Origin of the sequence: Yersinia vastinensis, from assembly GCF_902726565.1 — a bacterium.
GTDB classification, from domain to species: domain Bacteria; phylum Pseudomonadota; class Gammaproteobacteria; order Enterobacterales; family Enterobacteriaceae; genus Yersinia; species Yersinia vastinensis.
The window spans coordinates 133,239-159,649 of sequence record NZ_CACVAF010000001.1 but is presented as its reverse complement, the minus strand read 5'-3'; the positions used below and the strand labels follow the sequence as shown (position 1 = coordinate 159,649).

Here is a 26,411-nt window from a genome sequence, read left to right as displayed (position 1 = left end):
CGGGATTATACCTAATAAAGGACTCTGCATGTTTCTTGCGATAACACTATTAATCATTGGATTGGTTCTCCTCGTATACGGCGCTGATCGATTAGTCTATGGCGCGGCTGTGTTATCCCGTTCTCTCGGCATTCCGCCACTGATTATCGGGATGACCATCGTCGGCATTGGCACCTCATTGCCAGAACTGATTGTGTCGGTCACTGCGGCCCTGAATAACCAAACTGATATGGCTGTTGGCAATGTGCTGGGTTCCAATATTACTAATCTGTTATTGATTATTGGCGGCGCGGCCCTGATACGCCCACTGACTGTGCGTTCTGAGATTTTACGTCGTGAGTTACCTTTAATGTTGGTCGTGACGGTGCTGTGTGGTCTTCTGCTGGCAGATAATCATCTCAGTCGTGGAGATGGGGTCATTTTACTGTTTGCCGCGGCGGCTTTTATTATCCTGATGCTAAAAATTGCACGTTTGGCCCATGCGGAGGGGAATGACATTCTGACCCGTGAACAGCTAGCGGAATTACCTCAGGACAGCAGCAATACCGTTGCATTATTGTGGTTGGTACTGGCATTCATTATTTTGCCACTCTCGGCCAAAATGATTATCGACAATGCCACTGTCATTGCCCGAGTCGCGGGTGTCAGTGAATTGGTTATCGGGCTGACCGTGATTGCCATCGGAACCAGTTTGCCAGAATTAGCAACTTTCATTGCCGGCGCAATGAAAGGGGAAAATGATATGGCGGTGGGCAATATCATCGGCTCAAATATTTTTAATATTGTGATTGTGCTTGGTGTTCCCGCACTGCTCTCTCCGGGGGATATCAACCCCGAGGCGTTCCAGCGTGATTACTGGGTCATGCTCGGTGTCAGTGTGATATTTACCGTTCTTTGCCTGGGGCGTAAACATAGAATCGGTCATGTGGCGGGCGCTCTGTTATTATGTGGGTTTATCGCGTATCTGGCGGTACTGTTTTGGGTGCCCTTAAGCGCAGCGTAACCCATGTTGCTTATCAAAATTTAGCATTGAGCGGGAACCAAGTATGTCTTCTTCTAATTTACAGCCGGATGTTAATTCACAATCAGTTGTGGATTCACAACCAAGGGTGGATTTTCAGCAGGCGGGTAAACAAGTACTACAGATTGAGCGCGAAGGTCTGGCACAGCTCGATCAATACATTAATGACGATTTTACCCAAGCCTGCGAGGCAATATTTAATTGCCACGGCAAAGTTGTCGTTATGGGGATGGGAAAGTCGGGCCATATTGGGTGCAAAATTGCCGCAACCTTTGCTAGCACGGGCACGCCGTCATTCTTTGTCCATCCCGGTGAAGCCAGTCATGGCGATTTGGGCATGATCACACCACAAGATATTGTGTTAGCCATTTCCAATTCGGGCGAGTCCAACGAAATTCTCGCCTTGATTCCGGTGCTCAAACGCCAGAAAATCCAGCTTATCTGCATGAGTAATAATCCAGAAAGCACCATGGGCAAAGCCGCCGATATTCATTTGTGTATTAAAGTGCCACAAGAGGCATGCCCGTTAGGACTGGCACCCACTACCAGCACTACCGCCACATTAGTGATGGGTGATGCCCTCGCCGTTGCACTCTTGCAGGCGCGGGGCTTCACTCAAGAAGATTTTGCACTGTCTCATCCCGGTGGTGCACTGGGGCGTAAACTGCTATTACGTATCAGCGATATCATGCACACTGGCGCAGATATTCCACATGTCAGCCCCGATGCCTCATTGCGCGATGCCTTATTGGAGATTACTCGGAAAAATCTGGGTTTAACTGTCATTTGTGACGACTTGATGATGATTAAAGGTATCTTTACCGACGGTGACTTACGCCGGGTATTCGATATGGGTGTGGACTTGAATAATGCGAAAATCGCCGATGTGATGACCAGTGGCGGTATTCGGGTTCGGCCAACAATGTTGGCGGTCGATGCACTTAATCTGATGGAGTCACGTCATATTACCGCGGTGTTAGTCGCCGACGGTGATCAATTGCTGGGCGTGGTGCATATGCACGACATGCTGAGAGCCGGAGTGGTTTAATTAAGGGTAAGTTATGAGCAGTAATGTTTATCAGGACACATGCTATGGGCCAGTAGCGAGCAGCGTCATGCAACGCGCGGAAAATATTCGTCTACTGATTTGTGATGTTGATGGCGTCATGTCTGATGGCCTGATTTATATGGGTAATCAGGGCGAAGAGCTGAAAGCTTTCAACGTGCGTGATGGCTATGGTATCCGCTGCCTGATAACCTCAGGGGTTGAAGTGGCTATTATTACTGGTCGCCGCGCAAAATTAGTAGAAGACCGCGCCAATACCTTAGGGATTACCCACCTTTATCAAGGGCAATCTGATAAGCTGATCGCTTATAAAGAATTATTGAAAACATTAAAATGCTCGCCTGAACAGGTGGCTTATATTGGTGATGACCTGATTGATTGGCCTGTGATGGCGGAAGTTGGGTTATCTGTCGCCGTGGCGGATGCCCATCCACTGCTCATTCCCAAGGCGCATTATGTTACGCAGATCAATGGCGGGCGCGGTGCAGTACGCGAGATATGCGATTTGATATTATTGGCCCAAGGTAAACTCGACGGTGCCAAAGGATTGTCGATATGAGTAAAACAAGACTATGGATAACGATATCCTTAGCACTGATTGCTTTGGCACTCATTGGCTGGAATATGTCTGGCTTTAATCAGCAGAGTAGCCAAATAGTCGCTGATGATAACGAACCTTCTTCACAAAGCCAGCATACGGTGACGGTGGTTTTTAATCCGGTCGGGCAACTAAGCTATAAATTGGTGGCTGAAGAGGTTCAGAACTTTAGTACGCAAGAACTAACATGGTTCACCAGACCCGTCATGACCATGTTTGACGAGAATGCTGTCGCCACTTGGACAGTACGGGCAGACCGCGCCAAGCTGACCAATGATAAGATGCTTTATTTGTATGGTCATGTTGAGGTTGATAGCCTGACCCCAGATGCCCAGTTACAAAAAATTAAAACTGATAACGCCCAGGTTAATTTGATCACTCAGGATGTATCCTCAGACGATGAAGTTACCCTCTTTGGTGTTGGATTTACATCTAACGGCATGAAAATGCGTGGGAACTTGCGGGATAAAACCGCCGAGCTGATTGAAAAGGTTAAAACCTCTTATGAAATCCAAAAATAAAATTCGCCATTTTTTGCTTGCCAGTTCGCTTTTGGCCGCAAGTTTGCCTGCATTGGCTTTGACCGGCGATTCGGACCAGCCTGTTCTGGTCGATTCGGTCAAACAAGCGTTAGATATGGCCGCGAATACCGTCACATTTACTGATAATGTGGTTATCAAGCAAGGCACCATTGAGATTAAAGCTGATAAAGTTGTGGTGACTCGCCCCGGAGGGGATCAAAACAAAATGGTCATCGAAGGTTTCGGTAACCCCGTCACCTTCTATCAGATGCAAGATAGCGGTAAACCTGTCAAAGGCCACGGCCAGAAGCTGCGTTACGAAGTCGCTAACGATCTGGTCATCTTGACCGGTGATGCTTATCTGGAGCAGCTTGATAGCAATATTAAAGGTGATCGCATCACTTATCTGGTGAAAAAACAGCAGATGGAAGCCTTCAGTAATAAAGGCAACCGCGTCACAACCGTGCTATTACCGTCCCAATTACAAGACAAAGGGCCAGCAGCATCAGGCCAAAAAAAGAGTAAGTAATCATTTATGGCAACATTAATCGCAGAAAAACTGGCTAAGGCGTACAAAGGCCGTAAAGTGGTCGAAGACGTTAGCCTGAAAGTGAAGTCCGGTGAAATTGTCGGCCTGCTTGGGCCGAATGGTGCGGGTAAAACCACCACTTTTTATATGGTCGTCGGCATTGTCCAACGTGACGCCGGGCGTATTGTGATTGATGAGGAAGATATCAGCCTCTTGCCACTGCATGAACGCGCCCTGCGCGGGATTGGTTACTTGCCGCAAGAAGCCTCTATCTTCCGCCGCCTGAGTGTGTTTAACAATCTGATGGCGGTACTGGAAATCCGTAAAGACCTTTCGTCTGAGCAACGCCAAGAGCGCGCAGAAGAGTTAATGGAAGAGTTCCATATTACTCATTTACGTGACAGTCTAGGCCAGTCGCTTTCCGGTGGTGAACGTCGCCGTGTAGAAATCGCCCGTGCGCTGGCGGCAAATCCTAAATTTATCTTGTTGGATGAGCCTTTTGCCGGGGTTGATCCGATCTCTGTTATTGATATTAAAAAAATTATTGAGCATCTGCGTGACAGCGGGCTCGGCGTCCTGATTACCGATCATAACGTGCGTGAAACACTAGACGTTTGTGAACGGGCTTATATTGTAAGCCAAGGGCATCTAATTGCTCACGGCACACCACAGGAAATTTTGGCTGACGAACAAGTTAAACGTGTTTATTTGGGTGAAGAGTTCCGGCTCTAATTTTCACTCGAAAGACGTTTCGTCATCCATTAAGGAAAATTGATACCGTATTATGAAGCAAGGTTTGCAACTCAAGTTCAGCCAACAACTGGCAATGACTCCGCAGCTACAGCAGGCAATTCGCTTGCTGCAGCTCTCTACACTTGAACTCCAACAGGAGATTCAGTTAGCGCTGGAGAGCAACCCCCTGCTTGAGCAGACTGATCTTCATGAAGAAATAGATGCTAAAGAAACGGTAGACAGTGAATCGCTTGATACTCGCGAGGCGCTAGAACAAAAAGATATGCCGGAAGAGTTGCCGTTGGATGCCACCTGGGATGAGATTTACACCGCAGGTACGCCATCAGGTATGGGCAATGATTACAGTGATGACGAACTGCCGGTCTATCAGGGGGAAACCACCCAAACGCTGCAAGATTATCTGATGTGGCAAGTGGATTTAACCCCTTTCTCCGAAACAGATGCCGCGATAGCAACCTCTATTGTTGATGCGGTGGATGACACCGGCTATCTCACTGTTCCACTGGAAGATATTCTGGAAAGCATGGGGGATGAGAACGTTGCGCTGGATGAAGTCGAGGCCGTGCTTAAACGGATACAACACTTTGATCCTATTGGTGTTGCTGCTCGTAACCTACGTGAATGTTTGCTGGTTCAGTTATCACAATATACCAAAGACACGCCTTATCTTGCCGAAGCACGCTTAATTATCAGTGAATATCTGGACTTGCTGGGTAACCATGATTTCCGCACGATGATCCGCTTAAGTCGGCTAAAAGAAGATACACTTAAAGAAGCAATCGCCCTGATTCAGTCACTGGACCCGCGCCCAGGTCAATCTATCAATACCGGGGAATCCGAGTATGTCATTCCGGATGTTCTGGTACGTAAAGACAAAGGACACTGGACGGTCGAGCTGAATGCCGATAGCATTCCACGCCTGAAAATTAATCAGCAATATGCAGCAATGGGCAGCAACACCCGTAATGATAGCGATGGGCAGTTTATCCGTAGCAATCTGCAAGAGGCGAAATGGCTGATAAAAAGCCTTGAAAGCCGTAATGAAACGCTGCTGAAAGTAGCGCGTTGCATTGTCGAGCAGCAAGTCGCATTTTTTGAGAATGGGCCTGAATTTATGAAACCTATGGTACTGGCAGACATTGCTCAGGCCGTGGATATGCATGAATCGACAATTTCCCGTGTGACCACGCAGAAGTTCCTGCACAGTCCTCGGGGTATTTTCGAGCTGAAATATTTCTTCTCCAGTCACGTCAACACAGAAAGCGGAGGTGAAGCTTCCTCTACTGCCATTCGTGCACTGGTGAAAAAATTGGTTGCGGCAGAAAACCCTGCCAAACCACTTAGTGACAGCAAGCTGACCACACTATTATGTGAACAAGGCATTATGGTGGCACGGCGAACTGTCGCAAAGTACCGAGAGTCGTTATCCATCCCGCCGTCGAATCAGCGTAAACAGTTGGTTTGACCTGAACTGAGAAGGAAGACACTATGCAGCTCAATATTACCGGACATCATGTCGAAATAACCGAAGCATTACGCGAGTTTGTTACCACTAAATTTGCCAAACTTGAGCAATATTTTGATCGAATTAACCAAGTGTATGTGGTTTTAAGTGTCGAAAAAGTAAAACAAATTGCAGAAGCCACGGTACATGTGAATGGAGGCGAGTTGCACGCTAGTTCAGAGCAGGAGGATATGTACGCTGCCATTGATATTTTGGTTGATAAACTGGCCCGCCAGTTGAACAAACATAAAGATAAATTGAAACAACATTAAGAATCCTTGTAGCTGAAATTCACCAATAAAGGTTCTACACTCGCTACATAGCCTGAGCCAGCGGTGGAGATAAATTCCCCGCTGGCATCAGGTCTAAAACAGCGCTTAAGTGAAAGATGAGATGATCAACGATCCAGCATTGCAATTAAGCTCGGTATTAAATATCGAGTGCACCAAAAGCTCCGTACATTGCTCAAGTAAAAAACGGGCTTTGGAAATTATCAGCGAGTTAGCTGCCAAACAGCTTAACCTGCCCTCACAGATCGTTTTCGATGCTGTATTAACCCGCGAACGTATGGGCAGCACTGGCATTGGCAGTGGTATCGCGATACCTCATGGCAAGTTGGAAGAAGATACATTACGTGCTGTGGGCGTATTTATCCGTCTGGAGCAACCTATTGCTTTCGATGCGATTGATAACCAACCGGTTGACCTATTATTTGCCTTGTTGGTTCCAGCAGATCAATGTAAAACTCACTTACACACTTTATCTTTAGTGGCCAAGAGATTAGCTGATAAAACAGTGTGTCGCCGTCTACGAGCAGCACAAAGTGATGAAGAGCTTTATCAAATAATGACTGAATTACCGCCAGAGACAGCGTAATCGCGTGAAACACCCTGCACTTCAAGTATGCAGGATATTGCCCAAAGTCATTGGAGTCGCGGGTAGGCAGCAAGCAAATGAGTCCCGATGAGCTTACTCAAGTCAGTGATTCGGGTGAAAGAGCACAGCTAACACCCTGCACTTCAAGTACGCAGGGCACATAAGATAGGGGAGTCACTCACATGGTGCTGATGATTGTCAGCGGCCGTTCCGGTTCAGGGAAGTCTGTTGCTTTGCGCGCATTGGAAGATATGGGCTTTTATTGCGTTGATAACTTGCCTGTGGTTTTGTTGCCGCAATTGGCAAGCACACTTGCCGAGAGGAATATCTCCGCCGCAGTGAGCATTGACGTGCGTAATATGCCTGAATCTCCTGAGGTATTTGAACATGCCATGACTCAACTGCCAGAGAGCTTTTCACCACAGTTGCTGTTTTTGGATGCTGATCGCAATACCCTGATTCGTCGCTATAGTGACACCCGTCGCCTGCACCCACTGTCGACCAAAAATCTGTCATTAGAAAGTGCCATTGATGAAGAAAGTGCCCTACTGGAGCCATTGCGCTCACGGGCTGATCTGATTATTGATACGTCAGAAATGTCAGTGCATGAGTTAGCGGAGATGCTGCGAACCCGTCTGCTGGGTAAACGTGAGCGCGAGTTGACTATGGTGTTTGAATCCTTTGGCTTTAAACACGGCATTCCTATTGATGCAGATTATGTATTTGATGTTCGCTTCTTGCCAAACCCACACTGGGACCCGAAATTACGTCCAATGACAGGTTTGGATAAGCCCGTCATCTCCTTCCTTGATCGCCATACTGAAGTCCATAACTTTATTTATCAGACCCGCAGCTATCTGGAATTGTGGTTACCGATGCTGGAAACCAATAACCGCAGTTATCTGACTGTTGCTATTGGCTGTACCGGCGGTAAACACCGCTCAGTCTATGTCGCTGAACAACTGGCCGATTATTTCCGCGCTCGCGGCAAAAACGTCCAGTCACGCCATCGCACCCTGGAAAAGCGTAAATAATGACCGTCAAACAGACCGTTGAGATCAAAAACAAGTTGGGAATGCATGCCAGACCCGCGATGAAATTGTTCGAGCTGGTTCAGAGTTTTGATGCTGAAGTGATGTTACGTAATGACAGTGGTACTGAAGCAGAAGCCAGCAGCGTGATTGCGCTGCTGATGCTTGATTCTGCAAAAGGCCGCCAGATTGAAGTGGAAGCCACCGGGCCTGATGAAATTCAAGCGCTCGCTGCGGTTATTGAGTTGTTCAACTCAGGGTTTGATGAGGATTAAGTCTTGTCGGCAAAGGCGCTGTCGAGCTTGGAGCAAGACAGCCTCTGTAACTGCCGGAGAGCACTGCGAAAGCAGCCATCTTTCGCGCAATCTGTAGGGACACGAGGGCCGGCCTGCCCTTTAGCTCGGTTGAGGCTGCGGGAAACAGGTAATCACAGAACGAATATCAACCGAAACCTGATCCAATATCTAATATCCGGTCTTCCCTCTCTCCTTCATTAAATATATTTAAAATCAAAACATACTAAGTAATCGTTTGCTAATCATAAAAAATGCGGCCTTTTCCCCTTGCAGAGAAATCACACGCGAGTATAATTCGCCACAATTTGCCGGGAGATATGATGAAAAGCCAAGCGCGTTTTGTTGAAAATGACCCTATCGATGGTCGACAAAATGGCCTGCCAGCAGGCAGCCAACTGCCGTTCTTTCTCCTGTTGCTAAACCGATCCTGTAAGGCCCCTCATTGAGGGGCTTTTTTTTGTCTGTTGATCGGTGCCAAATTCAACATCATTACAACTGATTAAAAATTAAGGTGCCCGAGATCACGGGCAGCCGCAGAGGAGAGCGAAAATGGCCAACCCGTTGTATCACAAGCACATCATCTCAATTAACGACTTATGCCGCGAGGAACTGGAACTGGTGCTGCGTACTGCCGCCAGTCTGAAAAGTCATCCGCAACCTGAGTTGTTAAAACATAAAGTGATCGCCAGTTGCTTTTTTGAAGCCTCCACCCGCACTCGTTTGTCGTTTGAAACCTCTATTCACCGGCTCGGTGCCTCAGTCGTCGGCTTTTCTGACAGCAGCAATACTTCGCTGGGGAAAAAAGGGGAAACGCTAGCCGATACCATGTCTGTTATCAGCACTTATGTTGATGCCATCGTCATGCGTCACCCGCAAGAAGGTGCTTCCCGTCTGGCGGCTCAATTCTCTGGCCATGTTCCCGTCGTCAATGCCGGTGACGGCGCAAACCAGCACCCAACTCAAACACTGCTCGATTTATTCACTATCCAAGAAACTCAAGGGCGGCTGGATAACATCAATATCGCCATGGTCGGTGACCTGAAATATGGCCGCACTGTGCATTCGTTAACGCAAGCACTGGCTAAATTCAATGGTAACCGTTTCTTCTTTATTGCCCCAGATGCTCTGGCAATGCCGGCTTATATCCTGCAAATGCTGGAAGAAAAAGGCATTGAATACAGCCTGCACGAAAGCATTGAAGAAGTGGTGCCTGAGTTGGACATTCTCTATATGACCCGCGTACAAAAAGAGCGCCTTGACCCATCAGAGTACGCCAATGTCAAAGCACAGTTCGTCCTACGCGCCGCTGATTTGAATGGAGCGCGAGATAATCTCAAAGTGCTGCATCCGCTACCGCGTATTGATGAAATTACCACGGATGTCGACAAAACCCCTTATGCCTACTATTTCCAACAAGCAGGTAATGGGATTTTTGCACGTCAGGCGCTGTTGGCACTGGTATTAAACGAAGAATTAGCTCTGTAAGGGGGAATTGAACATGACTCAGGATTATAAACTACAGGTTGAAGCGATTAAATGTGGCACTGTGATTGACCATATTCCGGCGCAAATCGGGTTCAAATTGTTATCGTTGTTCAAACTGACCGCAACTGATCAACGCATCACTATTGGGCTAAATTTACCGTCTAAACGCTCAGGCCGTAAAGATTTGATTAAAATAGAAAATACTTTCCTGACAGAGCAGCAAGCCAACCAATTGGCAATGTATGCACCAGATGCGACAGTTAACCGTATCGACAACTATGAAGTTGTGAAAAAGCTAACCCTTAGCCTACCAGAACATATTGATGCGGTACTCACCTGCCCTAACAGTAACTGTATTAGCCATAACGAGCCGGTAGATTCCAGCTTCAAAGTGACTGCCAAGCAGGGTGAGATCTACCTTAAATGCAAATATTGCGAAAAAGAGTTCGATCATCAAGTTGTTCTTCAAGCAGATTAATCCATTGCTCAGATAAATATGGCTGCCCGTCAATATTTACAGTGGCGGGCTAAAGCAAACTGAGTGAGTAGGTTGCTGTAATCCCCCCCATCTTTATAATGGTGGGGATAATTCTTACCCCTACCATTACGTAAACCAGGAGTCTACATGTCACGCATTATCAGCACTGAGCTTGCCCCTGCCGCTATCGGCCCTTATGTTCAGGGTGTCGATCTGGGCAGTATGATCATCACTTCCGGCCAGATCCCGGTTGATCCAAAAACGGGTCTGGTTGCCGATGACGTCTCCGCTCAGGCGCGTCAGTCACTGGAAAATGTGAAAGCCATTGTCGAAGCTGCGGGTCTGAAAGTTGCCGATATCGTAAAAACAACTGTGTTTGTTAAAGATCTGAATGATTTCAGTACCGTAAACGCGACTTACGAAGCTTTCTTTACTGAGCATAATGCGCCATTCCCTGCGCGCTCATGCGTTGAAGTTGCCCGTTTGCCAAAAGATGTCAAAATCGAAATAGAAGCTATCGCAGTACGTCGTTAATCTCGATGTCATATGGCTGGTGATATGATTGCCAGCCATTCAATCCAACTTTCCCCCGCCCTTTCCCTATGCGCTATTGCCGATCATAATACGCAATATGTGGCAATTTTCTGCTCAGTAATAAAGCACCCTGCTCACTTATTGCACCCTAATAGTGCTGAAATCCCTCTAATCCCCCTTATTTTGCCTGCTTTACGAGCTGGCACAGTTTATGCGTAATCTCAAAGACAGTCTGTTCTGTTAGCGAGGTGAGAATGCTGAACATCGACCTTTCCGTATCCAGATTTTTCGATGAAATGTTATTGGCTGAGGGGAAACATCGCGGCCATTACGACGCCTACTGGCAATGGCTGCAACAGGCCGATCAGCTCACCATTGCACGCAAACGCGAAGAAGCTGCGCTGCTGTTTCACCGGGTGGGCATTACCTTTAATGTGTATGGAGACGACGACGGCGCAGAGCGATTAATCCCGTTTGACAGTGTGCCGCGCATTATTCCCGCCAGCGAATGGCAAATGCTTGACCGTGGCATTCGCCAACGTGTTCAGGCGCTCAATGCTTTTCTGCATGATATTTACCACGAACAACATATTCTCAAAGCGGGCATTATTCCGGCAGAACAAGTTTTAGCAAACGACCAATACCAACCCTGCATGCAAGGCGTAAATCTGCACCGAGATATCTACGCTCATATTATTGGTGTCGATATGGTGCGTAATAGCGATGGTCTCTACTACGTGTTGGAGGATAACCTGCGTACCCCATCCGGCGTCTCTTATATGCTGGAGAATCGCAAAATGATGATGCGACTCTACCCGGAACTGTTTGCCGAACAGCGTATTGCACCTGTTGAGCGCTACCCTTCCCACCTGTTGCAAACCTTGCGTGAAAGTACGCCCGTTAACTCGCCTACCGTAGTGGTACTCACCCCCGGTCGTTTTAACAGTGCCTATTTCGAGCACAGTTTTCTGGCACAACAAATGGGCGTCGAACTGGTCGAAAGTGCGGACTTGTTCGTTAAAGAGGGAGCTGTATTCATGCGTACCACCGCCGGCCCCTGCAAGATTGATGTCATCTATCGGCGAGTGGATGATGCCTTTCTTGACCCACTTGCCTTCCGACCAGACTCCATGCTGGGGATTCCTGGCCTGTTATCGGTCTATCGCGCTGGCGGGGTGGTATTGGCTAATGCTATTGGTACTGGTGTGGCAGATGATAAATCTATCTATCCTTATGTACCGGAGATGATTCGTTTTTATCTTTCCGAAGAGCCTATTTTAGCTAATGTTCCCACTTGGCAATGCCGCCAACCTGCTGAACTTTCTTATGTATTAGCCAACCTTGAGAAGATGGTGGTGAAAGAAGTCCATGGTGCCGGAGGCTATGGCATGTTGATTGGCCCTGCGGCAACACAAGCTGAAATAGCTCAATTCCGCCAATTATTGCTGGCTCGACCACAAAACTACATTGCACAAGAGACTCTCGCCCTCTCTACCTGCCCAACCTTTGTTAACAATAGGCTAGCCCCTCGTCACATTGACTTACGCCCTTTCGCCCTATCAGGTGCGGAGATCCGCTTAGTTCCCGGTGGCCTGACACGCGTGGCACTGGGCGCGGGGTCACTCGTGGTGAACTCCTCGCAAGGCGGCGGAACCAAGGACACCTGGGTATTGGAGGATGATGCATGCTAAGTCGAACTGCCAGCGAGCTTTATTGGATGGCCCGCTATCTTGAACGGGCAGAAAACATCACCCGCGTTCTGGATGTCACTAACAGACTATCGATGATGCCCACCAGCACGCGGGTAAATTTTGATTTACTGGTGCCCCTTAGCTTGAGTAATACTCAAACGCTATTTGCCGAGCACTATCCGCAGGTTTCGATGACTCACCTGCTGAATTTTTTTGTATTCGATAGTCATAATCCCAGCAGTATTTTCAGTTGCTTACAAATGGCTTGGAATAACGCCCATGCAGTGCGAGGCAGTTTATCGTCCGAGGTATGGGAAAGCATAAATGCCACTTGGATTGAAATGAAACAGCGGCGTCGCCAAGGGATCAGCGCCGCTGGAATTGATGCCTTTTTTGACTGGGTTAAAGAGCGCTCACACCTGTTTCGTGGTGCAGTCTATGGCACGTTGCTGCGTAGCGATGCGCTCTATTTTATTCGCCTCGGCACCTTGATTGAGCGAGCTGACAGTACCGCCCGCCTGCTTGATGTGAAAAACCAATTATTGGATAACGATGATGACCCGGTGCGCGAATACTACCGAATGGACACCCTGTTGCGAGCAGTCAGTGCTCGCGAGGCATACCACAGCTTGTATAAACAACAACTGAGTCGAGAGGCCATTGCTGAGCTACTGATTTTACGCAATGAAATCCCCCGCTCTCTGTTGGCTTGTATCAATGATATGGAACAGCAGTTGGCATTGATTGGTGGGGCCGCAAACCACCCCCGACGGTTGGTCAGTATTTTGCTTGCCGAGCTGCGTTTTAGCAGCATCACGGATGTGATGGCCGATGGCTTACACGTCTATTTGATGGATTTTTTAGGCAAGATAAATGCTATCGCTGACAGCATTCGTCAAACCTATCTGGAGGTCCAATGAGACTGAATGTCGATCACTGCACCCACTACACCTATGCTCAATTGGTGCAGCACAGCACTCAATATTTACGTCTAACGCCGCAGAACTCGGCTCATCAGCGAATTTTATCTTGGCAACTGACCTTGCCGGAAGACGCCATTTGCACCACCGATGCCTTTGGTAATGTACTGCATGTACTGACATTGGATAAGCCGCATCAGGCCATTACTATTCAGGCCCAAGGGGTAGTCGAGATTGAAGATAACGTGGAAGATGACAGTGGAGATACACTCTCCCCATTGGTTTTTCTACGCCATAGCCCGCTGACGCAACCGGATGCTGCTATTCGCCAATTTGCTTTAAGTTATTATCCGGGGATGAGCTGTGGGGAAACACAATTGGATTGCCTAACCCAAATGATGGGGGAATTGTTGGCTAAAATGCCCTACAGCCCGGGCACTACGACTGTGCAAGACAGTGCTGCTCAAGCTTTTGCTGCCGAACAAGGGGTCTGTCAGGATCACACTCACGTCTTTCTTGCCTGTTGTCGAAGTTTAAATATCCCGGCACGTTACGTCAGCGGCTATCTTTATACAGAGTCCTCAAGCCATGTCGCTACTCACGCTTGGGCGGAAGTGTGGCTAAATGGGCATTGGCAGAGTTTTGACGTCACCAACAATACCTGCAAACCTAATCAGCATTTGAAGCTAGCTGTGGGTATCGATTATCTGGACGCTTGCCCGGTGCGTGGTATTCGCCGTGGTGGTGGCTATGAAGATATGCAAACTATTGCAGCTGTGCATATGTTATCTCGTCCGCGACACGATATGTCGCAATAACTCGGCTCTAAGGATACTGTGTTATGACCTACTGTGTGGCCATGCGACTGTCGTCCGGGTTAGTGTTTGCTTCAGATTCCCGGACCAATGCCGGAGTGGATCATATTTCCACATTCCGAAAATTGCATCTCTTTCAGCAGGATGGCGAACGGACGCTGGTCGTGCAAAGCGCAGGTAATCTGGCCACCACACAGAGCATTATCAGTCTGCTACAGCGCCGCTGTCTGGACCCGGAACAAACGAACCTGATGAATGTACATTCACTGTACGACGCGGCTACTTTATTGGGTGAGACAGTAAGAGAAGTCATTAACCGTGACAGTGGCGCACAGCAAAACAGTGGCGGAACAGATTTTAACTGTAACCTATTGTTAGGTGGTCAGATTAAAGGCGAAGGCTCGCGGCTATTTCATATTTACCCACAAGGTAATTTCATTGAAGCCACACAGGATACGCCCTATTTTCAGATTGGCGAAAGCAAGTATGGTAAGCCAATTATTGATCGCGTATTGGGCTACGATACCCCCTTGGATCAAGCGATGCAGTGCGCGTTGATCTCAATGGATTCGACCTTACGTAGTAATTTGTCGGTCGGGTTACCACTGGATGTGATGATCTACCCAATCAACAGTTTCAGCACCGATCAACAGTATCGGATCACCGAAGATCACCCTTATTTTATGATGATCCGCAAAGGCTGGGGTGAAGGTCTGATCAGTATCTTTTCCCAGCTACCCGCATTGAAACTGGGGGCGTGATTTGGAGGCAAGACCACAAGAGTTTAGTGATGGTAATCAAGTTCGGTTGTTAAAGCATTTCTGTTTACTTAACTTCGCGAGCCACAACCGGTCAAGAGTGTGTGAGCGCACACACCCTTGACAACCCCGCGCTTACGCACATATCGCGAGCTCACTTGGTGGGTAACCCTCGACTCATCGTTTCGCTGACGGACCGGCCCGATTAGCCCGCAAAGAAAGCAAATCCCACATCAATCGAAACCTGATCTGAATTAAACGGAATTAATCGCGAACCCAATAAACCCCCTCATAGGCCCGCAATGTCATCTCTTGTGGCTGGAAAGCGCTTTCACCATAGCTGCTCATCAACAATTGCCAGCAACCATCGCGTTCAATTCCCTCAGGTGACCATTGTTGCGGTTCGCCACTCAAATTCGCTACCACCAGTAACTGCTTATCTTGCCAACGGCGTAAATAGCACCATAAATCAGGATGTTGTGGACAGAGATCCTGATAGTCACCCAAAGTGAATACATCATGTTGTTTACGCAGAGCGATGAGATATTGATAGGCATAAAACACGGAGTCGGCATCTGCCAGCGCGGCATCAACGTTAATCTCACCATAATTACTGCAAGGTTCAATCCACGGTGTTCCTTGGCTAAATCCCGCATTGCGGCTGTGATCCCACTGCATTGGTGTGCGGCCATTATCGCGTGATTTCGTTGCCAAAATGGTGAGTAACTCATCAGCATCACGCCCTTCTGCACTCAACTCTGCAAACATATTCAAACTTTCAACATCGCGATATTGATCAATAGAGCTGAAGTTTGGATTGGTCATCCCAATCTCTTCGCCTTGATAAATATAGGGCGTGCCCTGCATACCGTGCAGCACCATTGCCAGCATCTTGGCCGCAGGCAAGCGCAATCCCCCCTCGTCACCAAAACGCGACACAATGCGCGGCTGGTCATGATTACACCAGAACAACGCATTCCAGGCACGGTTATGCATACCTTGCTGCCACTGCTTAAAAATTTGCTTTAACTCAACACGATCTGGTGGCATCAATGACCACTTTTCGCCATTGAGATAGTCCACTTTCAAATGATGAAAATTAAAGGTCATTGACAGTTCATCGCCCCCTAATGCGGCATAACGCTGACAATGTTCAAGACGGGTAGAGGACATTTCGCCCACCGTCATCAGGCCACGCGGCTGAAACACATCGCGGCTCATTTCTTGTAGAAATTCGTGGATACGTGGGCCATCGGTATAGAACCGGCGGCCATCGCCTTCAAAATCATCGGGGAAATCCTGCTGTTTAGAGACCAGATTTATCACATCCAACCGCAGGCCATCCACACCGATATCCGCCCAAAATTCACACACTTTTTTCAGTTCATCACGTACCGGCTGATGCTCCCAGTTCAGGTCAGCCTGCTCGGTGGCGAATAAATGCAGATAATACTGACCACTGGCGGCGTGCCATTGCCAAGCATTACCGCCAAATTTAGAGCGCCAATTATTAGGTAAATTATCACCCTTGCCATCGCGCCAAATGTAGAACTGGCGATAAGGGCTGCTGCTATCTTGCGATGCTTTAAACCAAGCATGTTCAGTGGATGTATGGTTGAACACCATATCCATCACGATACGAATGCCACGTTGATGAGCTTGTGCCACCAAGTGTTTAAAATCATCCAAAGTGCCATAAGCGGGATCAATAGCACAGTAGTCCGCCACGTCGTAGCCGTTATCCACTTGTGGCGAGACATAAACCGGCGTCAACCAAATCGCATCAACACCCAGCTTTTGCAGATAATCTAGCCGTAGCGTCACCCCCGCCAAGTCACCGTAGCCATTGCCGGTAGTGTCCTGAAAACTCTTCGGGTAAATCTGATAAATGACGCCGTTTTGCCACCAAGGGATAGGATTATTCATAGCTGACTCTTTTTTGTAGAGAAACCGAAAGAATTGAAAAATAAAGCCGCCAGGCACTCGTCGCTGGCGGCGGTTATGGCTTAGACCGGCAGTTCACCGCGACTGTCTTTACGTTTATAAACCAAGATGGTCAGCACCAGTGGCACCACAATGGCCACTAACATTGCCACGGCATAAATCGCCCAGAACTGTGGCTTGATGGACAAAATACCCGGCAGGCCCCCGACACCAATTCCGTTCGCCATCACGCCAGTCAACCCACAAATCAGACCTGCCAGAGCAGAACCAATCATGGCGCACAGCATCGGGAAGCGGTATTTCAAGTTAATACCGTACATGGCAGGCTCCGTCACACCGAGATAAGCCGAAATAGCGGCCGGAACGGAGATTTCACGTTCGTTAACCTTGCGGCTGATGATGATAATGCCCAGTACCGCAGACGCCTGCGCGATGTTCGACAACGCAATCAGGGGCCAAACAGGTGTCCCCCCCATGCTCTGAATCATCTGCATATCAATAGCCAGCGTGGTCTGATGCACCCCGGTAATGACTAACGGCGCATACAGGAAGCCAAACAATGCCGCCCCTATTGGCGCGAAACTGCCCGTCATCACCGCTTTCACCCCCCACGCCACACCGTCACCAATCATACGGCCAAAGGGCCCAATCAGAGTGTGAGCAAGGAATACTGCCAGCAGCAGAGAAACGACCGGCACTATCACCAAATAAAGGTAAGCGGGAATGATTTTTTTCAGATTGGTTTCAATCCAACCCAGTGCTAACCCCGCCAAAATAGAAGGAATGACCTGCGCCTGATAACCCACTTTTTCAATGGTGAACCAGCCAAAATTCCATACTTCAGGAATTTGTTGCCCCAGCAGATAGGAGTTCATTAACTGCGGCGACACCAAGGTGATACCTAATACAATCCCCAACACCGGCGTGCCACCCATTTTCTTCACGGTTGACCAACAGATAGCAACAGGCAGGTAAAAGAAGATGGCTTCGCCCAGTAACCAAAGGAAATCGTAAATGGTTTTCCATGCCGGATACATCTGCGCCAGCGTTTTACCGTCAGACATCGGAATGTCACCGATCACATTACGAAAGCCAAGGATTAACCCCCCGCTTATCAGTGCCGGTAACAGCGGGAAGAAGATCTCGGCAAAGTGAGAAATTCCGCGCTCAAACCACGTCATGTTCTGCCGTGCGGCCAGCTTGGTTTGCTCTTTATCCGCTTCATTCAAGCCAATGGTGGCAATTAATGCTTTGTAGTAATCATCGACTTCCGGCCCGATAACCACTTGAAATTGCCCGGCATTGGTAAAGCAGCCTTTGACCATTGGCAAATTTTCGATCTCTTTCGGTGATGCTTTAGAGGGGTCATTTAATACAAAACGTAGCCGGGTAATACAGTGGCTGACGGTGGCAATATTCTCTCTGCCTCCCACCAGTACGATCAATTGATCGATGTCTTGTTGTTTTACTTTGCTCATTTCAACGTACCTTTCGTAAAGGTGGGATAGCGTGCTGAGTTGTAAGTTTTTTTTGAAACCTGTCCAATCTTTCTTGAATGAAAAAACAAATTAGAAACAATAGCCGATTAAATATTCAGCTCATTAAAGATTAGCTATGTATTTATTTTTATGAAATGGGAACGTTCCCAACTTGAGTTGAAGATCACAATTTGACAATTTTATGTACGTTTTTTCATCACAGAAACGGCAGCGCTGCTCATCGACGCCCCCATCATTTAGGATGAGGCATCAGTTACATCACGCTTAGAAAGGGGAACTAGGCAAGCTGACCAGGAATGATAATTTGTTGAATTTCTTTATTATTATTGAGCTGTCCTAGCAACTGTTGCGCCGCTTGGACTCCGGCACTGCCATACCCCAGCTCAACGGAAAGACTATTGGGGAACAAAAAATGCAGCAGTGGTGTATTACCGATGCCGCAGACCTGAATATGTTGCTGCCCTTGCTGCTGCAAATACTTGCTTACCCCCAGAGCGATGGTGTCGGAGGCACAGACTATCGCCGAGGTATCTGGTTTTATCACTTGCGGTGCAAGCTGAAACCCACTTTGATAGCTCAACTCACCCAGCGCGACTGTCGGTATCAGGCCGTGTTTCTGGCTGTAATCAAGATAAGATTGGTGACGGCGTAGGCCGGTCGTGGCATCGGTTGGTTGCACACCGATATAGCTGATATGGCGATGCCCGGCCTGACGCAGCTTATCCATCAATAAGCGCACTGCTCCTTCATCGTCATAACAAACCGAAGAGAAACCCGTATATTCTCGCGCTAACACCACCATTTTTTCCTGCCACGGTGAAAGCATTTCAGCAGTTAACCCGGTGAAACCAAACAGAATCACACCATCGACATGACGCTGTTGCAGAATATGCAGATGTTCACTGACCAGAGCGGGATCAAACTGGCTCTCCATCAAGATAGGATCGTAACCTTGCTGGTAGAACAGCGGCAACATGGTGCGTACCGCCTGATTTTCAGACGGAGAATCCAAGCGGGAGACGATAATCCCCACCACTTTATCGCTCTGCCCTCGCATCGCACGAGCGGATTTCGACGGGGTAAACCCATGCTGGCGAATAACCGCCTCGACCCGCTCACGCGTCTGCGGGCTGACACTTCCTTCGTTATTCAGTACCCGCGAAACCGTGGATTTTCCAACTCCACTCATGCGGGCAATATCCTTAATGGTCAAACGGTTTTGCATGGTTTACCTAATGTTTAGGTTCAAATACATATAATAAACTGATTATTTATATTTGCGGAAGTTGTGAGTTCTGGGAAGTCTTGCATGTGCAGAATCAGACCCAGCGCATGATATCCCCATGACCAGCAACATATTGTTACCCTAACGGATGATATTGCCGTCAGGGTGATTTCTGTCGTGGTCACTATAGTAATGCGGTTTATAGTTTGTATAGCTGTTTGAGTGTTTTAGCCTCAAACAAATTGTTTTTCACTTACCGGAGGTTAATGACCCAGTGGACCCTGTTCCCATAACCGACACCCTTTGGGTGGACCGGTAAGGTTATTCCCCGTCTGACGTGGTTGCCTTATCGGATAACAATCTGATAGGCAGTCACCCGCACGTTCCTCGCGTTGGTTTCTGCTGATGATGTTTTTGCCATTTCTGCGGCAGGTTTGCCGTGGGCGCAACCTGAAGATCGTTCAATAAACGTTTTCAGGGCATGACAGTAAGGTTTGAACCATGCAAGTTAAAAATTTCACCCGGCAATTGCTCAATGTGTTGAGCCGTAATCTGCCTCGCCGTTTAATCCGTCGGGAAACCATGCTCGATGGGGTGACGACTGGCGTCACGGCTAAAGATATCCCGGCAGATCTGGCCCGGCAGCGTTTGCTATGCGCTAATGAAACCCCACAGCAACTTTACCAACGTTTTCAGAGCCATCCTGAAGGGCTGACAGAACAGGAAGCTGAGACGATTCGCCAGCGCAGTGGCAGTAATCTGATTGAAAATCAGCAAGCTGTCAGTGGGTGGATTCATTTATGGCACTGCTACCGCAACCCGTTTAACTTACTATTGACTATTCTGGCACTGATTTCCTATGCCACCGAAGACCTCACTGCCGCGCTGGTGATTGGTGCTATGGTGCTCATCTCTACTCTGATGCATTTTATTCAGGAAGCGCGCTCCAACCGTGCTGCCGATGCTTTAAAAGCCATGGTCAGCAACACCGCCACTGTAGTTCGCAGCGATGCTCATACCGGAAAAAGCGCACATCTCGAACTGCCCATCTCTCAACTCGTCCCCGGCGACATTATCAAACTCGCGGCGGGAGACATGATCCCGGCGGATTTACGTATTCTGGTCGCCAAAGACCTGTTTATCAGCCAAGCCGCTTTGACGGGTGAATCGCTGCCGGTGGAGAAAGTCGCACAATGTCGTGAGTGTGATGAGCAAAACCCACTTGAGCGAGATACGCTGTGTTTTATGGGCACCAATGTGGTGAGTGGTTCTGCGCTGGCGATGGTCATCGGCACAGGTAACCAAACCTATTTTGGTTTGCTGGCCGAGCGCGTAACTCATCAGGATGAACAACCAAATGCTTTTCAAAGTGGTATCAGTAAAGTTAGTTGGTTGTTGATTCGCTTTATGCTGGTCATGACACCAATTGTGTTATTGATCAACGGGTTTACTAAAGGTGACTGGTGGGAAGCGGCACTCTTCGCGCTCTCTGTCGCTGTGGGTTTAACCCCGGAAATGCTGCCAATGATTGTCACATCGACATTGGCAAAAGGGGCAGTCAAGCTGTCGAAACAAAAGGTTATCGTCAAGCGGCTGGATGCTATCCAAAACTTTGGTGCGATGGATGTACTGTGCACCGATAAGACCGGCACACTGACACAAGACAAGATTGTGTTGGAGAGCCATACCGATGTGTTTGGTGCCAACTGCGAGCGCGTGCTGCGCTATGCTTGGCTTAACAGTTACTACCAAACCGGACTAAAAAATCTGCTGGATGTGGCGGTACTTTCCTCCATGACGGACTCCGCTCTGGCTGAATCTCAGTCCGCTGATACATTGGCGGGTTACCGTAAAATCGATGAAATTCCCTTCGATTTTGAGCGCCGCCGCATGTCGGTCGTCGTCAGCGACAAGTCGGATTATCACGAGCTTATCTGTAAAGGCGCACTGGAAGAGATGCTGTCTATTTGTCGCCATGTCCGCCAAGGAGATGACGTTATTCCAATGACGGAGGCATTGATGGCCCGTATCCGTCGTATTACGGATGAGCAAAATCAGCAAGGGTTACGCGTAGTCGCCGTCGCCACACGTATTTTGCCTGTTTATCAGCGAAATTATGCTGTTATTGATGAATATGACCTCATTCTTGAAGGATATATCGCTTTCCTCGACCCACCGAAAGAGAGCACAGCTCCCGCGCTTTTGGCATTGAAGAACAATGGCGTTAACGTCAAAATCCTGACGGGTGACAATGAGTTAGTGGCACGTAAAGTCTGTAAAGATGTTGGGCTGTCTGTCGAGCAAGTCTTGCGGGGCAGTGACATTGAACAGATGACTGAAGCAGAGCTAACCGAAGCTACTCGCACCACGACCGTGTTCGCCAAGTTGACACCGATGCACAAAGAACGCATCGTGCAAAACATGCGAGAAGCGGGTCATGTAGTCGGTTTTATGGGGGATGGCATCAACGATGCCCCAGCACTGCGAGCGGCTGATATTGGCATTTCTGTCGATTCAGCGGTGGATATCGCCAAAGAAGCTGCCGATATTATTTTATTGGAAAAAAGTCTGATGGTACTGGAACAAGGGGTCATTGAGGGCCGCCGTACCTTTGCCAACATGCTGAAATACATCAAAATGACCGCCAGTTCTAACTTTGGTAATGTCTTTAGCGTACTGATTGCCAGCGCATTTTTACCCTTCCTGCCGATGCTACCACTGCATCTGTTGATCCAGAATTTGCTGTACGATATTTCTCAGATTGCTATCCCATTTGATAATGTCGATGAAGATCAACTGACTAAGCCACAACGTTGGAACGCCGGAGATCTGGGGCGTTTTATGGTGTTCTTTGGCCCGATAAGTTCCATTTTTGATGTTTTAACGTTCTGTTTGATGTGGTGGGTATTTAAGGCTAACACGCCAGAAATGCAGACGTTATTCCAATCTGGTTGGTTCATTGAGGGGCTGCTATCACAGACCTTGATTGTGCATATGATTCGTACCCGCAAGATTCCATTTATCCAAAGCCGCGCCTCATGGCCATTGTGTCTGATGACCTTAGCCGTCGTTATCGTTGGTATCGGGCTGACCTTCTCACCACTGGCCGGGTTCTTACAATTACAAGCGCTACCACTTTCTTACTTCCCATGGTTGATTGTGATTTTGACAGGATACATGGTGACGACACAGCTAGTGAAAGGGTGGTTTGTCAGGAGATATGGATGGCAGTGATTTGAGTTTTATTTCAAATTTACAGGGAGAGATTCAGTTCAGTTATCTGGTTCGGTTGACATAAGATTAGCGACGGCCTCTCCTCCGATACCTCAACCGCCAAAGGGGTCACAAGCGCGTGACCCCTTGTGGAATCCCCGCGCTTGCGCACGCATCGCTAGCCCACTTCGTGGGTGACCCTCGACTCATCGTTTCGTTGATGGACCGCCGTGATTCGCTCCTGCTCAAACACGGCTCGTTCGGTATCCATTGTCAACCGAACCCATCACCATAAAAAAAAACAAAAACCTAAATGCGACTCAAACAATCAATCGCAATAGCCTTAAAACTATCAAAATGTTGACTGCTCAATAAACGGCTCATAGAGCGCTCGCGCACAAAGGTCACGAACAAATCATAAATGGCCATCGCTTCTTCATAATCGGTTTTACTGATAGCCAGCAAGAAAATAACATGGGCTACCTCACCGTCACCCCAAGCGATTCCATTAGGTGCCAGTAAAGTGACGACCACCGTTTTCTTGGCTAATAGACCCAGTGAATGCGGCAGCGCGATCCCCTCACCCAGCATAGTGGAGACAATCGCCTCGCGCTCCACCACTGACGGGTAGAAATCCGCATCGACAAACCCCTCTTCTTCTAACTGAGTACACACTTTCTTGAACAACTGCTCTTGAGTCATCGGTTGGTCGATAATCATAAAGTGATTGCTATCAAAAAACTTTTCCAGCATGTAAGGCCGCGTGCGATCCACCAAGACCAGCTTACCCAATTGCTCCAACTGATATTCCGTCGGGAAGGGTGACATCACCACCACTGGCTTATTTTTTTCCGCTAATCGCGAATTAGAAATAATGAAATCTTCGTCGATATGCTCAAGATTTTCGTAATCACGCAGGGAAATTGTCTGTGTCATCACGATCTGTGGATACTTACGAGAAATTTGCGCCTGAATCATACGAGTAGTGGAATTGCCCGTGTCACACACCAGCATCACCTGTGGATGGCGTTGATAACCGATATTATAATGGCGCTCCAACCCAACCCCAATATGCAGCACCAAATAGCCAATTTCGTTTTCACTCAAGCTATAAGGAGTGTATTTTCCCCAACTGGAAACCGCGGCCAATGTCACATCATAGGCCATGGGATAATGCTGTTTAATATTAGATAACAGTGGGTTAGGAATCGTAATCTGATATTTCACCCGAGTTATCATGGTCTTGATATGGGTCAGTAAATCAATCCGCAGCTGCTTATCACTCTGCAAATTATAGTTATAGTGAGCATTGATATACGAGAGGATGTAGTCCACTAGCGTCTCTTCGTCATCAGCATTGATTTCACTAGGCCGACTGGTGCTAGGCTGACTGGCCTGAACCCGGCGAGCCGCAATATTCACACGAAGATAAGCCTCTTCTGCTGCTGAAATATCTTTACCTGATAACAACTTAAGCTCATTTGCTAAACGGCCTGAGGCCAACTTCACCGCCTCATCCACATCTTCTGCATCAAAATCAGATAATGGATAACCATCAGTGATGCGTTTTATTGCCACTGCGCAGTAGAAAATCAGGTATTGCTCTCCTTCATCAGTCAACCGCACCGCATATTGCGCTAATAATTCATGCAGCAACCCCGTCAATTCCGGCATGGTTTGGATGCTAAGAAACTCATTCTTTAATAATGGGTTATCGGCATCCTGCAATTGTAACTGGAACAATAAATCCGTCAGACAAGTACGGATAGCCAGTTCTGTACCAAACAATTTCATGCCATAACGGGGTTTGGTTTCAATCGTCAGATGATAGCGATTTAGCCTTTCTCTCACCTCAGCCATATCATTTTGCAATGTGCCACGGCTAACAAACCATTCGTCAGCTAAATCTTCCAGCTTTAATGAAAAGGCAGAGGTCAGAAAACGGATTAATAGATAGTGCACCCGCTCATTGGCAGTACGCGGGGTTAGGTGCATTTTACGATTTTGTTGCTGTAGAGCACGAAAGCGCTCGGCATCATCAATCATCAGTCGATAACCAAAGCCACGGTTATGTATAAAATGCGCACCATAATGCTCAAGAATCTCATTCAACGCCGTAATATCTGCCCGTACTGTACGTGTCGAGACCGCAAAACGTTTCGCCAACTCCTCCTGAGGCAGCGTTTCCGATTGCAGCGCATCGAACATATAGGCCAGACGTTGATAGGGAAATCTCACTGCTCCACTCCGTTATTTAGAAGATAGTTATCGAGGCATTCCCCGCCAGCATTACCGACGGGGCGCGCTCCTCACATCACTTTTTCTGTGCTGAAGGTACAAACACCATTTGTGATGGGCTGCCAACCGCGGTATAGCCGGGTACAAAGGTCAATTTGCCACTTTGCGGATCAACTTTAAAGCGAGTTATGTTATCGCTGCGTTGATTCATGGCATACAGGTAGTGACCTGTCGGATCAAGTACCAACGTGCGCGGATAATCTCCCCGCGTCCAGACATCTTCCACAGGCTTAAATTTGCCATCGGCTGTCACAGCAAACTGGCCAATACTGTTATGCAGACGGTTTGCTACGTACAGAAATTTTCCGTCCTTTGAGAGCGTCAAACCCGCAGCGAAGCTCGTGCCACGATAATCTGCCGGTAACGACGACAAGGTATTTAGCGGTTTCAACGTGCCTTTCTGCAAGTCCAACTCATAACTGGTCAAGGTTGAGGCTTCTTCGTTGATTAAGAATAGCGTCTTGCCGTTAGGATGGAATACAAAATGACGTGGGCCTGCTCCCGCAGAGGATGCACTGATGTAGGGGGGATCATTAGGTATCAACTTGCCATTGTCTGCATCAAAGCGGTATTGATAAATTCGATCCAACCCCAAATCAGTAGAAAATACAAATTTACCGCTCGGATCACTGGCAATCATATGTGCATGTGGCCCATTGTGATCACTAATAGCAAAGCTCCCCTCCACTGCGGCCGCCGGTTTAGCCGCGCCCGCGGGGCCTTCATCTTGCTGTACCGAACTGGCATCAGAAAGTTTGCCACCACTTTGCACCGGGAAAACGGCCACCGACCCACTGATATAGTTTGCCACCAGTAAATGGCTGCCAGACGGCGTCAATGAGAGGAACACTGGCCCCGCGCCTTGAGAGTCCACCTGATTTATCAGCGTCAAATTGCCGTCAGCAGAGTTAATGCTGTATGCCGCAATCGCCCCATGTTTACCGCCGTTGTAATCAGCCACTTCGCTGGCGACATACAGCGTTTTACCCTGAGCATCCACCACTAATTGTGCTGGATTAGCCAGTGAACTGACCAAGGTTTTCTCCGTCAACTCACCAGTCTTGGCATCGACTTGTAGGCGATAAACGCCTTCACCGTTCGGATGATAGGTGCCGACATAAGCGAATGATTTATCGGCCATCTGTTCGGCATGCGCCAGCGGGTTTATCAACGTGACCATCGCCAGTGCGATGCCCGCTGACAGGCTTTTTACTGCGGAATGTGTTGGGTTAGGCATATTATTTTTCTCACAGGGAATGGCTATCAGAGGGTATGGAGAGCTATCCAACCTAACATCCAGACTCACAGGTAAAATAGTGCGACACATACCGTTTACCGTCAGGGCATACAGAGCAT

Annotated in this window: 25 protein-coding genes; 20 read left to right on the top strand and 5 right to left on the bottom strand. The window is 48.1% G+C overall.

The window, feature by feature from the left end; genetic code table 11:
• The first annotated feature begins 28 nt into the window (after nt 1-28).
• The 19 genes from HUZ92_RS00690 to HUZ92_RS00605 all read left to right on the top strand — a co-directional run bounded on the left by HUZ92_RS00690 (nt 29) and on the right by HUZ92_RS00605 (nt 14,879).
• Nucleotides 29-1,003 (top strand): calcium/sodium antiporter, encoded by a 975-nt coding sequence (locus tag HUZ92_RS00690; RefSeq protein WP_050100647.1) that lies wholly within the window; start codon nt 29-31, stop codon nt 1,001-1,003.
• Nucleotides 1,004-1,046: 43 nt separating this feature from the next.
• Complete coding sequence (kdsD, locus tag HUZ92_RS00685; protein ID WP_050100645.1) at nt 1,047-2,069, top strand: arabinose-5-phosphate isomerase KdsD; 1,023 nt, start codon at nt 1,047-1,049, stop codon at nt 2,067-2,069.
• A 13-nt stretch (nt 2,070-2,082) separates the two neighbouring features.
• A complete protein-coding gene (gene kdsC / locus HUZ92_RS00680) occupies nt 2,083-2,646 on the top strand; it encodes a 3-deoxy-manno-octulosonate-8-phosphatase KdsC (RefSeq protein WP_050100644.1) in 564 nt (187 codons plus the stop codon).
• Nucleotides 2,643-3,206, top strand: a complete 564-nt coding sequence (gene lptC, locus HUZ92_RS00675; RefSeq protein ID WP_050140202.1) for an LPS export ABC transporter periplasmic protein LptC — start codon at nt 2,643-2,645, stop codon at nt 3,204-3,206. Before kdsC ends, lptC begins: the two co-directional genes overlap by 4 nt.
• A complete protein-coding gene (gene lptA / locus HUZ92_RS00670) occupies nt 3,190-3,735 on the top strand; it encodes a lipopolysaccharide ABC transporter substrate-binding protein LptA (RefSeq protein WP_032817008.1) in 546 nt (181 codons plus the stop codon). The genes lptC and lptA overlap by 17 nt, the downstream gene beginning before the upstream one ends.
• 6 nt (nt 3,736-3,741) lie before the next feature.
• Nucleotides 3,742-4,467 (top strand): LPS export ABC transporter ATP-binding protein, encoded by a 726-nt coding sequence (gene lptB, locus HUZ92_RS00665; RefSeq protein ID WP_050100639.1) that lies wholly within the window; start codon nt 3,742-3,744, stop codon nt 4,465-4,467.
• Nucleotides 4,468-4,519: 52 nt separating this feature from the next.
• Nucleotides 4,520-5,953 (top strand): RNA polymerase factor sigma-54, encoded by a 1,434-nt coding sequence (rpoN, locus tag HUZ92_RS00660; RefSeq protein ID WP_050100637.1) that lies wholly within the window; start codon nt 4,520-4,522, stop codon nt 5,951-5,953.
• A gap of 23 nt (nt 5,954-5,976) precedes the next feature.
• A complete protein-coding gene (gene hpf, locus HUZ92_RS00655; protein ID WP_004392031.1) occupies nt 5,977-6,264 on the top strand; it encodes a ribosome hibernation promoting factor in 288 nt (95 codons plus the stop codon).
• Between the two features lie 121 nt (nt 6,265-6,385).
• Nucleotides 6,386-6,868: a PTS IIA-like nitrogen regulatory protein PtsN gene (gene ptsN / locus HUZ92_RS00650; RefSeq protein WP_050100635.1), complete on the top strand. Its 483-nt coding sequence runs from the start codon at nt 6,386-6,388 to the stop codon at nt 6,866-6,868.
• A 182-nt stretch (nt 6,869-7,050) separates the two neighbouring features.
• Nucleotides 7,051-7,902, top strand: a complete 852-nt coding sequence (gene rapZ / locus HUZ92_RS00645; protein WP_050100632.1) for an RNase adapter RapZ — start codon at nt 7,051-7,053, stop codon at nt 7,900-7,902.
• A complete protein-coding gene (gene npr, locus HUZ92_RS00640; protein ID WP_005162489.1) occupies nt 7,902-8,174 on the top strand; it encodes a PTS phosphocarrier protein NPr in 273 nt (90 codons plus the stop codon). Before rapZ ends, npr begins: the two co-directional genes overlap by 1 nt.
• 338 nt (nt 8,175-8,512) lie before the next feature.
• Nucleotides 8,513-8,641, top strand: a complete 129-nt coding sequence (locus HUZ92_RS20950) for a hypothetical protein (protein ID WP_260675798.1) — start codon at nt 8,513-8,515, stop codon at nt 8,639-8,641.
• A gap of 103 nt (nt 8,642-8,744) precedes the next feature.
• Nucleotides 8,745-9,680, top strand: coding sequence for an aspartate carbamoyltransferase (gene pyrB, locus HUZ92_RS00635; protein ID WP_050100631.1), 936 nt, complete (start codon nt 8,745-8,747; stop codon nt 9,678-9,680).
• 13 nt (nt 9,681-9,693) lie between these two features.
• Entirely contained in the window at nt 9,694-10,158 is a 465-nt protein-coding gene (gene pyrI / locus HUZ92_RS00630; protein WP_050100628.1) for an aspartate carbamoyltransferase regulatory subunit, read from the top strand.
• Nucleotides 10,159-10,305: 147 nt separating this feature from the next.
• Nucleotides 10,306-10,692, top strand: coding sequence for a 2-iminobutanoate/2-iminopropanoate deaminase (gene ridA / locus HUZ92_RS00625; protein WP_050100626.1), 387 nt, complete (start codon nt 10,306-10,308; stop codon nt 10,690-10,692).
• Nucleotides 10,693-10,946: 254 nt separating this feature from the next.
• Nucleotides 10,947-12,383, top strand: a complete 1,437-nt coding sequence (locus tag HUZ92_RS00620; protein WP_145580116.1) for a circularly permuted type 2 ATP-grasp protein — start codon at nt 10,947-10,949, stop codon at nt 12,381-12,383.
• Nucleotides 12,377-13,303 (top strand): alpha-E domain-containing protein, encoded by a 927-nt coding sequence (locus tag HUZ92_RS00615; RefSeq protein WP_050100620.1) that lies wholly within the window; start codon nt 12,377-12,379, stop codon nt 13,301-13,303. Before HUZ92_RS00620 ends, HUZ92_RS00615 begins: the two co-directional genes overlap by 7 nt.
• Entirely contained in the window at nt 13,300-14,121 is an 822-nt protein-coding gene (locus HUZ92_RS00610) for a transglutaminase family protein (RefSeq protein ID WP_050100618.1), read from the top strand. The genes HUZ92_RS00615 and HUZ92_RS00610 overlap by 4 nt, the downstream gene beginning before the upstream one ends.
• A gap of 23 nt (nt 14,122-14,144) precedes the next feature.
• A complete protein-coding gene (locus HUZ92_RS00605) occupies nt 14,145-14,879 on the top strand; it encodes a proteasome-type protease (protein ID WP_050100616.1) in 735 nt (244 codons plus the stop codon).
• Nucleotides 14,880-15,140: 261 nt separating this feature from the next.
• Here the strand turns inward: HUZ92_RS00605 and treC are convergent, their stop codons facing one another.
• From treC to treR, 3 genes are all read right to left on the bottom strand, one after another.
• On the bottom strand, nt 15,141-16,802 hold the full coding sequence (gene treC, locus HUZ92_RS00600; RefSeq protein ID WP_145580117.1) for an alpha,alpha-phosphotrehalase: 1,662 nt from the start codon (nt 16,800-16,802) through the stop codon (nt 15,141-15,143).
• Nucleotides 16,803-16,882: 80 nt separating this feature from the next.
• Nucleotides 16,883-18,298, bottom strand: coding sequence for a PTS trehalose transporter subunit IIBC (gene treB, locus HUZ92_RS00595; protein WP_050100613.1), 1,416 nt, complete (start codon nt 18,296-18,298; stop codon nt 16,883-16,885).
• Nucleotides 18,299-18,596: 298 nt separating this feature from the next.
• On the bottom strand, nt 18,597-19,544 hold the full coding sequence (treR, locus tag HUZ92_RS00590) for a trehalose operon repressor TreR (RefSeq protein ID WP_050100611.1): 948 nt from the start codon (nt 19,542-19,544) through the stop codon (nt 18,597-18,599).
• A gap of 501 nt (nt 19,545-20,045) precedes the next feature.
• Between treR and mgtA the strand changes: the two genes are divergently transcribed.
• Nucleotides 20,046-22,778: a magnesium-translocating P-type ATPase gene (gene mgtA / locus HUZ92_RS00585; protein WP_050295993.1), complete on the top strand. Its 2,733-nt coding sequence runs from the start codon at nt 20,046-20,048 to the stop codon at nt 22,776-22,778.
• A 288-nt stretch (nt 22,779-23,066) separates the two neighbouring features.
• On the opposite strand, the gene HUZ92_RS00580 is transcribed toward mgtA, so the two are convergent.
• On the bottom strand, nt 23,067-24,995 hold the full coding sequence (locus tag HUZ92_RS00580; RefSeq protein WP_128451185.1) for a BglG family transcription antiterminator: 1,929 nt from the start codon (nt 24,993-24,995) through the stop codon (nt 23,067-23,069).
• Nucleotides 24,996-25,071: 76 nt separating this feature from the next.
• A complete protein-coding gene (locus HUZ92_RS00575; protein ID WP_050100758.1) occupies nt 25,072-26,292 on the bottom strand; it encodes a lactonase family protein in 1,221 nt (406 codons plus the stop codon).
• Nucleotides 26,293-26,411: the final 119 nt, after the last annotated feature.